Origin of the sequence: Pedobacter miscanthi (genome assembly GCF_003315595.1) — a bacterium.
GTDB classification, from domain to species: domain Bacteria; phylum Bacteroidota; class Bacteroidia; order Sphingobacteriales; family Sphingobacteriaceae; genus Pedobacter; species Pedobacter miscanthi.
In genome coordinates this window covers 74,567-88,287 of record NZ_QNQU01000014.1, presented here as the reverse complement: position 1 = coordinate 88,287, position 13,721 = coordinate 74,567, and the positions used below count along the sequence as shown (strand labels likewise).

Genomic DNA, 13,721 nt, shown 5'->3' with positions numbered 1-13,721 from the left:
CATTACTGAATTGTTTGATTGCTAAATTGTTCAGCAATTAGCTCGAAAACGAAAATTGTTTTATGATCGGCAGTCAACAATTTAACAACCCGACCATAAAACAATCTCTCTGCTCAGGAATTGTAACAATATAACAATCCAGCAATAGAACAATCTTTCTGCACCGGAATTGTAACAATATAACAATTCAGCAATAGAACAATCTTTCTACACCATTCCCGATTAACCTCCTGAGTGTAGCCGAAGGATAAACAGTTAACTGATTAACCATCCCTTCACTTAACCCTATTTCAAATCTTTCAAAATTTCTGCCACTGCTTTTTCCAGTTGAGGATCTTTATCTGCCAGGCGATCTTCGAAGGTGTTTTTCACAAAAATATCTGGTTTTACACCTTCTTTTTCGATGTTTTTGCCATCCATCGTATAACATCCCCACGATGGTAAACGATAAGAAGAACCATCAACCAAACCTTTTGCCGAAGTAAAAATAATCCAGCGGTAAGTTTCCGTACCGATGATTTTACCCAGCTTTAACTGTTTAAAACCTGCTGCAGTCATTTCGGCATCACTTAACGATTGTTCGTTAACCAGCAACACAATCGGTTTTACGGCCGGACCAAAATTACTTTGCGGGGCCAGTTTACCTCCACGGTATTTCCATTGCAGATAAGGGCGTTGCGAAAGGAATTTCAGTACGTCATCGTGTACATTTCCACCCGTGTTGTAGCGGAGATCGAGGATAATGGCTTCCTTATTTTCTTCCTGCGCAACCATATCCAGCAAAAAGGTTTCCAGCTCGCCCCCGCTCATGTTCTTCATATACGAATAAGCAATGCGGTTATTGCTCCATTTATCAACATTCTGGTGGTTTTTAGTAATCCATTCGTCGTAAAGGTTTCCGCGTAAAGTACCCGAACTTTCAGGATGTACGTTTACATAAACATCTTTTCCATTACGTTTAAATGTTAAGGTCATTTCACGATCCAGCGATGGCTTACTGAAATAATAATCGCGGTCAATCTTTTCATCCACTTTAACACCGTTCACTTCGGTTAAAATATCACCAGCCAAAATGTTCGTTCCGGTACGGGCGGCATTACTTTTCGCCGCGATGCGCTCTACCTTTAAAGGATTTTCGTTATCGAAAATAATCCCTGTTTCGTTGGTTATATAATTCAGGTTTTTGCGTTCTTCTGCTCCTGAGCTGTTAAAGCCCATGTGCGAAGAGTTCAGCTCACCCAGCATATCATTCAACAAAATCCTTAAATCGCTTCTGTTGTTTACATAAGGCAGGTATGCAGCATAACGTGTTCTCATTTTATCCCAATCTATGCCATGGAATTTTTCATCGTAGAAATTTTCATCCAAACCTACCCAGGTTTCGTAAAACATCTGGTTAAATTCGGCATTCAGGTTGCGGGTAAATTTGTAGCCATGATCTACCCTATCTAACTTGTTGCCTTCGAGGCTATATTTGTTAATTACACCCCGCGATAGCACAAAAAACTTATCACCGGCCGAAACAATGGAATAATCGCCACCATCAGCAACTTTTTCAGTTTTATTGGCTTCAAAAGGCTCTATGGTAGTGCGGTAAAGTCCTGGTGCACCACCTTCGTGGTTAGATGAATAAAAAACATAGGTTTTATCGCCTTTGGCGTAAGCGTCGGTACCGTACTGACCGCCAAAAGAAGGGCCAACCTGTTCTACCCTGTCTAAAATATCCTGCGTATTAATTGTAATTACATTGGCCGGTTTAGGTGTAGGCTTAACTTCTGTTTTCTTTTTAGTGGTATCGGTTTTTCCTTTTTTATCATTTTTAGTTTCGGATGTTGCGGGCTTAACCTCTGCTGGCGCAGGTTTTGTTTCTTTAAACAGATCGTCGAACTTATCAGACCGGTATGGCTCATCGTAATTGTTCAGGGCCATGCGGTAAATGTGCGCATTCTGCATTCCGGTTGGGTACGAAGGTTTGGTACGGGCACTGGTAAAGAAAATATATTTACCATCAGGCGACCATGCCGGTCCGGTTTCGGTAACACCGGTATTGGTTAAATTAATGGTTTTATTGTTTTTAATGTGATGTACTACAATGTCCTGCTCAAAATTGCGGTAAACGGTAAAAAGCACATATTCGTCATTTGGCGAAAAGCTCGGTGCAGCACTTTGCAGCGCCCAAAACTCATCAGTTACCAATGTTTTTGCATCAAAAGTTTTAAGGTCCATCAGTTTGAGCTCATTTCTGCCACTTAAATACACCGCCATGGTTTTGGTTTTGTTCAAAGTGATATCGCGTACGTTTGCCTTATCTTTTGTAAGCTGTTTTATAGCACCTTTTCCATCACCGGTAATGGTAAACCAGTTTTGATAACCATTAGCGGTTTGACTGAACAAAATAGTTTTATTATCGGCCAGCCATTTACATTCTAAGGCACGTTCGCCGCTGTTGGTAATTTTGCGGATAAACTTTCCGTCTGCATCGCTTACAAATACTTCGCCGCGAGAAACAAAAGCCATCTTTTTGCCATCTGTAGAAACATCAAATGCTGAAATATTTCCGCGCACATCATACTCTTGCTCTTTACTCAATACCTGGTTGCGTGAGGTACTGATATTGATTTTCTCTGTTTTTTTTGAAGCTACATCGTAGGTATATAACTGATAATCTTTTTCGAATACTACCGTTGTTCCGTTTGCAGCAACAAACGGACGTTTAACGGAAGTATCGAAATTGGTTAAACCCGTTTTTTTGCCGTTGATAAAAGTATAGAGGTTGTATTCGTCGTTACCTTCATCCGATACAAAAAAGATATTACCTTTCTGATCAACACTGGTCCAGAAATCTTTTCCGATATAATCTGTATAACGTTTATAATTTTTGGTTTTTGGATTATAGGATTGGATATCGGGATTATAAGCGCCTTTATAATGTTTACGGTTTGCAAAACGGTAACTCTCCCAGGTATCGCTAAAAAACAACTCACCTGTTGGCGATTCGGCAATATGGTGCGTAGTATTGAAATAATTTTCAAATAGCCTAACAGCTGTACCACCATTTACGTTTACCTTATAACTCGAAAAAGAATTGTAGCGGCCAGAAGTAAAATAAATTGTTTTCGAATCCCAGCTCCAGTTATCTACTTCATCACTGGCATCGTTAAAAGTTAACTGTTTAATATCTCCCCCAGATAAAGGCATTACATAAACATCGTAATTGCCAAACTGATTGGAAGAAAAGGCCAGCCACTTCCCATCAGGAGATATTTTCGGGTTAATTTCTTCGCCCTGCATGGCTGTAACCCGCGATGCCACACCTCCTTTAACCGGAACTTTCCAGATATCTCCGTCGTAACTGAATACTATTGTCTGCGCATCAGGCGTTAATGCAGGGTATGCCGCAAAGTAGGTCTGGCCTTGTGCAAAAGAATAAACAGGCAATAAAAAAGCTATTGCCGCAACCGATTTTAAGAACGATTTGATCATGATTTATTTTGTTTGGCTTTTGATGCCTCAAAATACGCAACAGATTTTATATTCGTAAACAATAAAATGTATTTTTGATTGATTTGAAAGTAGTACACCTAAATACCTACGATGGAAATGGCGGAGCAGGACGTGCCTGCTTGCGTTTAAGTGATGCCTTAAAGGCTAGTGGAATCGATTCGAAAGTATTGGTTTACTATAAATTTGGCCAAAACCCAAAGATTGATACTTTTAGCAAATCGCCGGTTCAAAAGGCCAGAGCGGTTTATAATATTTTATCTGAAAGATATTTTGCCAAATGGCTAAGTAAATCGGTAAAAACGCCGTTTAGCCTGCAATGGTTTGGCTGTTCGGTAATTAACCATCCGGATGTTAAAAGTGCAGATATTATCCATTTACACTGGGTAAACCATGGCTTTCTTAATCCTAAATTTTTAGCACAGCTTGATGAACTGGAAAAACCAATTGTTTGGACCTTTCATGATAGCAATGCTTTTACTGGTGGATGCCATGTGCGTTATGGCTGCGAAAACTTTCACCATCAATGCGGAAACTGCCCGATTTTGAAAATCAGTGGTAAAAATGATATCTCGCATAAAACCTGGTTGCGCAAACAGAAAGCTTATATCGAATTGAATTTTCACATTTTGGCGCCGAGCAAATGGATGGCTGCATCGGTGAAATTCAGCAGTTTGCTGGGCACAAGGAAAACTACTGTGATCCCGAATACGATCGAAACAAAAATTTTTAAACCTTATGTTAAATCGGAAGCCAAAAAAGTCCTGAAAATCAATCCGGATAAATTTGTGCTGATGAGCGGTTTTATGCCTTCAAAAAATGATAAACATAAAGGAACACCTTATCTGATCGAAGCACTGGAAATCCTTTCGCGCCGAAAAGGGATACAAAAAGAAAATATCGAATTGGTTATTTTCGGGAATAAGGAAAATGCAGAAATGCCCGAATTCCCCTTCAAAACCACATTTTTGGGCACGATTAATAAAGACGAGCATTTAGCTAAATGTTATTCGGCCGCCGACGCTTTTATCACACCTTCATTAGAAGATAATTTACCGAATACGGTGATGGAAAGTTTATCATGCGCTACACCCGTGGTTGCCTTTACCACCGGCGGCATTCCAGACATGGTAAAACACATGCAGAACGGTTACCTGGCCGAATATCAAAATGCAGAGGATCTGGCAAACGGTATCGAATGGCTTTATCACCACCCTAATAAAGAAGAAATCCAGAAAGCGGCACGGTTAAGCATTTTAACCAATTTTTCGGAAGAAGTTATTGCTGCTGAACATATCCATTTGTATGAAACACTGATTGATTTACAGCCGAAATAAAATCAATTTTTAATCAAGGTTTTATAATTTAGTTGGCAAAGTCTCATTTTCTTGCCAGCAAATAAAAATTTGGCCAATCTTTATTAGATTTATACCGGTTGAAACTGTTAAATGGAAAGCATCACTAATTATTCTGAAAGTATTAAGGCATTAAAATCGGCTATTTTATCGAGCCGGTATAAAGCAGCTGCTTCGGTAAACAAAGAGCTTTTGCTACTCTATTTTACCGTGGGCAAATTTATTTCGGAAAAGGTAGAAAAAGAGAAATGGGGCGCTAAAGTAATAGATAACCTTTCCAGTGATTTACAATTAGAATTACCAGGCTTACGCGGATTTTCAGGAACAAATATTAAACGGATGAGGTTCTTTTTTGAGTGGTGGCAAGAGCATGTGCTAATTAGTCCGTCACTGACGGACCAATTACAATTAATTGATATTCAGAACATTAAATTTAGTCCGTCAGTGACGGACCAATTGGAAAAAACATTTTTCAATATCAGTTTCACCCACCACATCGAAATTTTACAAAACTCACAATCGGTAGAGGAAAGAACATATTATATCCAAAAAGCAGCTATCGAATTTTGGAGTGTTGGTACCCTAAAACATCAACTCAAAAACAAATCATTCAGTAACTCAGGCAGTTTACCGAACAACTTCCTAAAAACGATTTCTAACGAGGAATTAAGGAATAAAGCGCTCCAATCATTCAAGGATGAATACCTGTTGGATTTTATTAATTTAGAAGAACCTGATGAAGAGGATGAACGCATTTTAGAAAGCGGAATTGTACAGAACATCAAAAAATTTTTAATGTCGTTAGGAACCGATTTTGCATTTATCAGTAACCAGTACAGACTAATTGTTGAAGATGAAGAATATTTTTTAGACCTTTTATTCTTTAACCGCCGTTTACAATGCTTGGTTGCTTTTGAACTCAAAACCGGAAAATTTAAACCCGAGTATTTAGGAAAAATGAACTTCTATTTATCGGCTCTGGATGAATATGTTAAACAGCCCCACGAACAGCCATCAATAGGAATCATACTCTGTAAAGAAAAGAAAAACAAGATTGTGGAATTTTCGTTCCGCGATTTTAGCAAGGCCATGGGTGTTTCTACGTATACCACCAGCCAAATATTACCAAAAGCATTTAAAGGTTTAATCCCCGATGCAGAAACCTTTAAAAAATTAATGGACTAAGCATGCCCAAATTAACAATCATCACCATTGTGTACAATAACGTTCGTGATATCGAACGTACCATCCAATCTATCCTTAAACAGACTTATAAAAAAATTGAATACATCGTAATAGATGGTGCATCAACGGATGGTACACTGCAGGTTGTTGAGCATTATAAAGATCGCATTTCAACAATTGTTTCTGAACCCGATAAAGGCATTTATGATGCCATGAATAAAGGTTTGGCCTTGGCTACCGGCGATTATGTTTTATTTATGAATTCCGGCGATGAAATTTACGACGAAAATACGGTAGAAGATGTTTTTGCTTCAGCACCCGGCGCTGATATCTATTACGGAGAAACCGAAATGTACAATGATAACTGGGAAAACCTGGGCCGTAGAAGACATGAAGCACCGGAAGAATTTGACTGGACGAGCTTTAAATACGGCATGAGCATCAGTCACCAGGCCATTTACATCCGCCGCAGCATTGTTACTCCTTACGATTTAACTTATAAATATAGTTCTGATATCGACTGGATTATTAAAGCAGCAAAAAAAGCTTCGAATATTGTGAATGTTCACCGATATGTAGCCAAATACCTGGTTGGTGGCATGAGTAAGAAAAAACACCGCGAAAGCTTAAAAGAACGTTTTAAAATTTTTACCAAATATTATGGTTTATTGCCCAATATTTTTAACCATATCATTATTGCCGGTAATTTAGCCTTATATTTTGTGAAGCATCGCAGAACGAACGACTAGGTATTTTTCGCTACTACGTCATTCTGAACTTGTTTCAGAATCTATCTAATTTTGTAATGTATCTCTTAATAGATGCTGAAATAAATTCAGCATGACGATTAGATTAATCTCAAATTTTCTGAAACAATATTTTTCCCTAACTGTCTTTTAATATATCACCTGTTAAAACATTAAAGATTATGGGACAATTAAGTAACCGCATTATTGCTGTACTTTCAGAAAGCGGATTTGAAGAAGTAGAATTAACCGAACCGGTAAAAAGGTTAAAAGAAGAAGGAGCCACCGTTCACATCATCTCCTCAAAAAGTGGTAAAATAAAAGCCTGGGACCAGGATCATTGGTCGATAGAAGTTGATGTAGATAAGACCATTTCTGAAGCCAATGCTGAAGATTATAATGGTTTACTGCTACCTGGTGGCGTAATTAATCCCGATCAGTTACGGGTTAACGAAGATGCCCTGGCTTTTGTAAAATCTTTCTTTGCCGATGGAAAGCCTGTTGCAGCCATTTGCCATGGTCCGCAAACGTTGATTAATGCCGATGTGGTTCAGGGCAGAAAATTAACTTCAGTAAAGAATATTTCTCAAGACCTGATCAATGCAGGTGCACTCTGGTCGGATGAAGAAGTAGTGGTAGATCAGGGCTTGGTAACTAGTCGCACACCGAAAGATTTACCTGCATTTAACGATAAAATTGTAGAGGAATTTGCCGAAGGTGTTCATGAAGGGCAGCACGCCTAAAAACTTTGGACGCTCTTTCTAGATTCACTCAAAAACGGCCGGCAACTTGTCGGCCGTTTTTCTTTTCTGCTCTTTTTTATGCAGTCAGATGTTGCCATCTGACTTAGTGTTTTTTTTCTGTGTCGGATGGTAACATCCAACACCACTTACAACTTAACTTGTCTGATAATATTTTTAATATTCAGTTCAATAATATCAGTCATGGTATTACAGCGCAGGTAATTTGTATCCTTAAAATAATCGCTCATCCCTTGTTTTAACAAAGCAATATTTTCGGGCGTGGTAAGTTCTTCTTTATTCGAAACATCACGAAGATCGGTTAAGCGGTGGCGTTCGCTCCTTACCCGGTGCACAATTGACGAACGTTCTTCCTGCTGATATTGCAGTACCGTTTTCTCCGTTAATTGCTCCATACTCATTTTTACATAAGGTAAGTTTTCCTTAAAAAACTGTGGCAGGTAAACTTTTAAATTTCCTTCGTAAAACTGCTGGTCAAAATCTATTGCCCTGATGCGGAACTGGATATCATCAAAATCGGGTGTAATCTGCACCACAAAATTATAGGCACGCATATCGCCCAAAAGCATAATCAAACAGCGCTCATTAAATTTCACAAACTCTTTGGCAATCCGCGTAGGATTAAACTCGGGGGTATAAAGCTGGCCTTTTGTGAAAACATCTCCCGGGATGCCGGCAATATGCTCCTCCACCAACGTATCGCCATCAACCAGATAGTTTACCTGGTTAGGCGAAAGGATTTCTTCCATTTCCAAGCCGTATATACGCGATGCATCAGCCTTTTTAATATAGAAATAATCGTAAACATCATTTAAGCGGTTTACAATCCTGATGCGGAATGGATGTGTATTTCCAAAAGTGCAGTATTCAATTTTATCAATGTATTTATGCTCTACAATCCGGAGGTTACCAGATGCCTTTAGGTTGGCGTAAATTTCCTTTAAACCTTCATGCAGAGGTCCGATTAAATCCTGTGCATAAATTGGGCCTTCCCAAAGCGAATCTTTACCAAATTTATCCATTAACGGGAAAGCCTCATTAAACTGCATCAGGTCGTTATAACCAATGGGCAATTTCGCTTCGCGCTGATAGGTACGCAGATATTTCTGCAAAGCAGGTGTAACCGGAAAAATCGGTTTCTTTTTTGAAATTTTTACATCATTGTTTTCCATGCAGCAGCAATGTACAGTTTTAAAAATTTAACCACAAAGAACACAGGATTCTTTCTTTTTCTACCACAAAGTATATCGATTATCAACCAAAGTGGCATGGATATAACATTTAACCACAGATAAAAAGGATGCACACAGATAACAATACGTGTTCATCCGTGCGCATCAGTGGTAAAAAAAACATTTGTTCGATGGTTATCATCCTTTTGGATAACTAAACGGCAAAGCGCTCAAATACCTGCTGATTTTGCGGTAAGGATAATTACCGGCACCATGATCGGCAAATTGTACAATAATGGTATTTGTTTTCGGATCGACGTATAACCTTTGCCCCAGCATCCCTTCTGCAGCATAATCGCCTTTATCACCTTCCTGCGGAACCCACCAAAGGTAATGATGGGCCGACTTTTGCCAGCCTTTAGCCGACGCAGGTTTTTCGGTACCAATATTGACCGATTGATTTACCCAGTTTTCGGGAACAATCTGCTTGCCATTGTATCTGCCCTTATTTAGATATAAGCGACCGATTTTAGCAAAATCTATTGCGGTTACCTGAAAACGGCTGGCCGTATTTGTTAAACCATTTACCTGATCGAGCCCCCAGGTTGCATTATATTCGGTTCCGATCTGTTTCCATACATTGGCTTCGAAATATTGTGCTACAGATTTACCCGTTGCCTTTTTTAAAACCCAACCCAGTAAAATGGGATCGATACTTTTGTAAACCCAAACTGTACCTGGTTTATTTACCAGTTTAACTTTCATTAACTGTGCCTGCATATCATCGGTATAATAATATTTAGCTTCGTCAGAAAAAAATGCCTTAACAACCCCTCCGAGCGCATCCTTAAATTCGAGTCCCGATTTCATATCCAACAGGTTTTTTAAAGTAATCTGTTCGAAAGCAGGATTCGATTTTAATTCGGGGATATACGTTGTTACCTTATCGTTTAAATTTTTAATGCTACCATCAGCCAGGGCCTGGCCAATCATAATGGAGATCATACTTTTCGCTCCCGAAAATATGGTACTCAAGGTGCTATCCCTATAACCTTTATCATATTTTTCGTATAAAATACTATCATTCCTGATTACAATAAAAGCGTTGATTTGCCCATTTTTTAAATAAGTTTTTAATGGAATTGACCGGTTATTTCCATCAAGTACGTGCAAAGTATCTAAATCATTACGTGGTTTTGTTGCACGGACAAAATGAAAGGCCGAATCGCTTTTACGTGAAATTTCCTGAGGAAAAATTTTATAAGTTTCGGCACCGGGTGTTCTGTATTTTAATACATTTAAAAGGTAAGGTTTCCAGAGAAATAAGGCAAATAATGATAAAAAGAATGCATATATAAATAGCAGCAATAATTTTTTGAACGTTTTCATTTACAGGCGTTATATATACAAATATAAATATTATGCCTGTTTTAACATTTCATTCCTGGTAAAAAGCAGTTCCTTTTTAGGCTGGTGTTTCCATCTTTTATGGCTCCACAACCAGTATTCGGGTTTATCTTTGATCATCTGCTCCAAAAAACGGGTGTGCATTTCGGTAATTTCAAATTCAGCCGTTTCAGCAGGGTTTAAACATAAGGGCACACAGTCCACTTCATAAAAGCCACGCTTTAATACATTAATCTTAAAATAAAATATCGGCTGCCCCATACGTTTTGCAATTTTCTCTATCCCCAGCTGAACCGAAGTATGCTGATGCATAAAAGTGGTCCAGTAATGTAATTCATCTTTTGAAGGCGACTGATCATTACCAAAACTGAACATGCTGGGTTTGCCTTTACTGCCCTGTAAGGCACGCATGGTTTGCCGCATGGCAATGAGTTTATTTCCAAATTTGCTTCGTACTTTTTTAAACCAGTGATCGAATGTTGGATTGGTTAGGGGCTTATAAATTGGATAATGATCTGCTGTAAAATTAAGTCCGATGCCTAGTGTACCCCACTCCCAGTTACCATAATGTGCCGCACAGATCAATACACTCTGACCACGATTTAAATAGGCCTGAACCTGTTCTTTATTTTTAAATACAAAACGTTTTTTTATTTCTCCTTTTGAGAGACTGGTCATTTTAACGATTTCGAATATCAATGATGCCAGGTACCGGTAATAACGTTTCTCGATAACTATAATTTCATTTAGTGTTCTATCAGGTAGGGCATTTAATAAATTTTCCCTTACCACTTTACGGCGATAGCCGATCACAAAATAAAGCAGCAGATAAGCCCCGTCGGCCAGAATGTATAAAACAGATAATGGAAACAGAGATAATACGCCTAAAAAAAATATTCCCAAACGGGAAATCCCCTTTTTAATCATACCATATTAGTTGAAATGCTAAATTAAAAAGCACTCCAAAAAATTATGCCACAAAAATGTTAGATTTTAATTTCAGACAAATGGATTATGCCATGGCATCTATCATATTCTGATCTTCTTTTAGTGTTTTAGAAATTTTTGACTCGGGTTTATACTTCCACCTCCGGTGACTCCACAGCCAATACGCCGGTGCTTCTTTAATCATATCTTCCAAAAAGCGGGTATGCATTTCGGTAATTTCAAATTCGGCAGTTTCAGTAGGATTTAAACAGATTGGTACACAGTCTACCTCATAATAGCCCCTTTTTATGGTATTAATTTTAAGGTAAAATACCGGGCGGTTAGTCTTTTTCGCAATCTTTTCTACCCCCAGCTGAATAGCAGATTCCTGATTTAAAAATGTTGTCCAATAGGTCGAGTCGTCTTTTGAAGGTGCCTGGTCGCTCCCGAAAGTGAACATGGTTGCTTCGTTTTTACTCGCCTGGATGGCCCTTAAAGTTTGGCGCATCGATACCATGTGGTTACCGAACCTGCTCCTCATATCCAGAAACCAGTTATCGAAAGCATCGCTGCTTAAAGGTTTGTAAATTGGGTAGTGTTCGCCTGAAAAAGCTAAACCAATAGCCATACAAACCCACTCATAATTACCGAAGTGCGCCGAACAGAAAATTACACTCTCCTTATTTTTGAGGTAGGCTTCAACAAGATCAACATTCTTAAATACAACCCTTTTATTAAGTTCTTTTTTTGATATACTCTTCATTTTGATCACCTCGATAAAAAGTGAGGCCAAAAATTTATAGAATCTTTTTTCTATGGCTTTGATTTCGGCAGGACTTTTTTCAGGGAAGGCATTAACCAGGTTTTCTTTAACCACTTTTCGGCGATAGCCAAAAACATAAAAAATCAGCACATAAAAAGCATCTGCCAATCTGTATAAAATGAATAGCGGTAATAGAGAGAGTAAATTCAATAAAAATATACCCGCCTTGGATAACGCTTTATTAATCATTGCATTATGATGTTTTGGTTATAACATACAAAGTTACAGATGAATAAAATATCAATTGCCATAAAATTGTTAGATTTTTATTCCTGCAGGTTTTATAGAATATTACTTACAAAAACCAATTTGGGTATGAATAATAAAAAGACCATTAAGATGTTAACTTAAATTTTTACCCAGCTTAAATGCCGCATTAATCCACCTCTCCCGTTGCTTTTTGGTTGATTTTTTAACAATACCTACATAGGTAACTTTAACAGGATTTATCCCACAGAACTGGAGTACACTTTTTTTTAGCTGATTAACGCTTGGCCGGCCGAAAAATATGCGATAATACCACGAGGGTTGATCTAAAGTGGTAATAATCCGGGCAGTTTTGCCTTTAAATAGTTTATCCCACCAAACACTGTTTTCGCGGTATTTAAAGGCAATCCCAGGTAGAAATAAACGATCAATAAAACCTTTCATCAAAGCAGGTAAACCGCCCCACCATACCGGATGCACCCAAACCAGATGATCGGCGGCTTTAATTTTTTCCAAACTACTTATCAGATCAGGCTCCAGATCCATCCGTTGCTGATAACCAAACTGTAAGTTGGGGTTAAAGGTTAAATCGGCAATGTTGATTAACGAAACATTGGCACCCGCATTTACTGCTCCTTTATAATATGCTTCTGCAAGAGCAAAATTGATACTGGCTTTATTGGGGTGGCCATTTATGATTAAGATATTTTTCATGCTGTTTTTATTTTCAACATAAAAGTAGCTTCGATTTTTTGCTCAACAGGCAGACAAATGTCCTTAAATAATTTCCTTCCGCAGCCTGCTTAAATGCCGCGGCGTAATGGCAAGAAAAGAGGCGAGGTACTTTACCGGAATCTGTTTAATATACTCGGGATAATTTTTGAAAAGTTCCAGGTAACGTGCTTTGGCGGCATCTTTCTGGTACATGAAAACCCGTTTTTCCAAATGAAGATATTGTTGTTCAGCTATGGTTTTTAACAGTTTTAATCCATTTATGCTAGAATTGGCTAAATCATCAATAACTTCTTTTTTAATGATCAATAAATTTACATCACTCATAGCCTGGATATTTTCGACAGTTGGATTTCCGGTAATCAATGATGAATAAGCCGTCATAAACTGGTTGGGAAATGTAAGGCAGTAGGTATACTCTTCTGCATTGGCAGCGGTATAATAAGAGCGCAAAATACCCGATTTAATAAAAGCTACCTCTTTACAGGTATGATGCTCGGTAATAAAAAATTCTCCTTTTTTTAATGTCCTCGGTGTAGCATTCGCTGTAAAAACATCAATTTCTGCCGGCGAAAGAATATTAAAGGACTGAAGGTAAGTTTGCATTGTAAAAATTTTGCAGGGGCAAGATAAGCAAAACTTAAGGAACCTATTACCACAGCCTTGACCAACCTAAACCTTATTGCAGCGGTATCCCCCGATTCTTCATCGGGGATTTAGCGGAAAGAAGGACTAACATTAAAAGTGCACTGAAATTGCTTTACAAATTATTTTATCAGGACCTAAAACCCCAGCTAATCTTTACTGTAAGAGTAGACAACTTTCTGGCCTTGTTTACTGCTAAAATTGTCAACTCTAATAAAACCATTTTAAACGCAAAAAGCCCCGATTTACATCGGGGCTTT

General features: G+C 38.3%; 11 protein-coding genes. 4 read left to right on the top strand and 7 right to left on the bottom strand.

Going from position 1 to position 13,721, the window contains the following annotated elements; all coding sequences use genetic code 11:
- Positions 1–285 precede the first annotated feature (285 nt).
- Positions 286–3,483 carry a S41 family peptidase gene (locus DRW42_RS16660; RefSeq protein WP_113949966.1) on the bottom strand — a complete coding sequence of 1,066 codons (3,198 nt, stop codon included), beginning with the start codon at positions 3,481–3,483 and terminating at the stop codon, positions 286–288.
- A gap of 74 nt (positions 3,484–3,557) precedes the next feature.
- Between DRW42_RS16660 and DRW42_RS16655 the strand changes: the two genes are divergently transcribed.
- From DRW42_RS16655 to DRW42_RS16640, 4 genes are all read left to right on the top strand, one after another.
- Positions 3,558–4,838 carry a glycosyltransferase family 4 protein gene (locus DRW42_RS16655; RefSeq protein WP_113949965.1) on the top strand — a complete coding sequence of 427 codons (1,281 nt, stop codon included), beginning with the start codon at positions 3,558–3,560 and terminating at the stop codon, positions 4,836–4,838.
- A 111-nt stretch (positions 4,839–4,949) separates the two neighbouring features.
- Positions 4,950–6,041 (top strand): PDDEXK nuclease domain-containing protein, encoded by a 1,092-nt coding sequence (locus tag DRW42_RS16650; protein WP_113949964.1) that lies wholly within the window; start codon positions 4,950–4,952, stop codon positions 6,039–6,041.
- A gap of 2 nt (positions 6,042–6,043) precedes the next feature.
- Complete coding sequence (locus tag DRW42_RS16645; RefSeq protein ID WP_113949963.1) at positions 6,044–6,790, top strand: glycosyltransferase family 2 protein; 747 nt, start codon at positions 6,044–6,046, stop codon at positions 6,788–6,790.
- A gap of 179 nt (positions 6,791–6,969) precedes the next feature.
- Positions 6,970–7,530 carry a type 1 glutamine amidotransferase domain-containing protein gene (locus DRW42_RS16640; protein WP_113949962.1) on the top strand — a complete coding sequence of 187 codons (561 nt, stop codon included), beginning with the start codon at positions 6,970–6,972 and terminating at the stop codon, positions 7,528–7,530.
- Positions 7,531–7,676: 146 nt separating this feature from the next.
- On the opposite strand, the gene DRW42_RS16635 is transcribed toward DRW42_RS16640, so the two are convergent.
- The 6 genes from DRW42_RS16635 to DRW42_RS16610 all read right to left on the bottom strand — a co-directional run bounded on the left by DRW42_RS16635 (position 7,677) and on the right by DRW42_RS16610 (position 13,422).
- Positions 7,677–8,720 carry a hypothetical protein gene (locus DRW42_RS16635; protein ID WP_113949961.1) on the bottom strand — a complete coding sequence of 348 codons (1,044 nt, stop codon included), beginning with the start codon at positions 8,718–8,720 and terminating at the stop codon, positions 7,677–7,679.
- A gap of 198 nt (positions 8,721–8,918) precedes the next feature.
- The gene (locus DRW42_RS16630; RefSeq protein WP_113949960.1) at positions 8,919–10,109 is read right to left on the bottom strand and encodes a serine hydrolase domain-containing protein; all 1,191 of its coding nucleotides are present in this window, start codon (positions 10,107–10,109) and stop codon (positions 8,919–8,921) included.
- A gap of 30 nt (positions 10,110–10,139) precedes the next feature.
- Positions 10,140–11,054 (bottom strand): lysophospholipid acyltransferase family protein, encoded by a 915-nt coding sequence (locus tag DRW42_RS16625; RefSeq protein ID WP_113949959.1) that lies wholly within the window; start codon positions 11,052–11,054, stop codon positions 10,140–10,142.
- Positions 11,055–11,139: 85 nt separating this feature from the next.
- Positions 11,140–12,066: a lysophospholipid acyltransferase family protein gene (locus tag DRW42_RS16620; RefSeq protein ID WP_113949958.1), complete on the bottom strand. Its 927-nt coding sequence runs from the start codon at positions 12,064–12,066 to the stop codon at positions 11,140–11,142.
- 153 nt (positions 12,067–12,219) lie between these two features.
- Positions 12,220–12,798, bottom strand: a complete 579-nt coding sequence (locus DRW42_RS16615) for an NAD(P)H-dependent oxidoreductase (RefSeq protein WP_113949957.1) — start codon at positions 12,796–12,798, stop codon at positions 12,220–12,222.
- 63 nt (positions 12,799–12,861) lie between these two features.
- Positions 12,862–13,422, bottom strand: a complete 561-nt coding sequence (locus tag DRW42_RS16610; RefSeq protein ID WP_113949956.1) for a Crp/Fnr family transcriptional regulator — start codon at positions 13,420–13,422, stop codon at positions 12,862–12,864.
- Between the last annotated feature and the right edge of the window lie 299 nt (positions 13,423–13,721).

Coding starts and splice junctions, on each gene's coding strand:
- DRW42_RS16660 (WP_113949966.1), bottom strand. CDS start 3,483: ATGATCAAATCGTTCTTAAAATCGGTTGCGGCAATAGCTTTTTTATTG.
- DRW42_RS16650 (WP_113949964.1), top strand. CDS start 4,950: ATGGAAAGCATCACTAATTATTCTGAAAGTATTAAGGCATTAAAATCG.
- DRW42_RS16645 (WP_113949963.1), top strand. CDS start 6,044: ATGCCCAAATTAACAATCATCACCATTGTGTACAATAACGTTCGTGAT.
- DRW42_RS16640 (WP_113949962.1), top strand. CDS start 6,970: ATGGGACAATTAAGTAACCGCATTATTGCTGTACTTTCAGAAAGCGGA.
- DRW42_RS16635 (WP_113949961.1), bottom strand. CDS start 8,720: ATGGAAAACAATGATGTAAAAATTTCAAAAAAGAAACCGATTTTTCCG.
- DRW42_RS16630 (WP_113949960.1), bottom strand. CDS start 10,109: ATGAAAACGTTCAAAAAATTATTGCTGCTATTTATATATGCATTCTTT.
- DRW42_RS16625 (WP_113949959.1), bottom strand. CDS start 11,054: ATGATTAAAAAGGGGATTTCCCGTTTGGGAATATTTTTTTTAGGCGTA.
- DRW42_RS16620 (WP_113949958.1), bottom strand. CDS start 12,066: ATGATTAATAAAGCGTTATCCAAGGCGGGTATATTTTTATTGAATTTA.
- DRW42_RS16615 (WP_113949957.1), bottom strand. CDS start 12,798: ATGAAAAATATCTTAATCATAAATGGCCACCCCAATAAAGCCAGTATC.
- DRW42_RS16610 (WP_113949956.1), bottom strand. CDS start 13,422: ATGCAAACTTACCTTCAGTCCTTTAATATTCTTTCGCCGGCAGAAATT.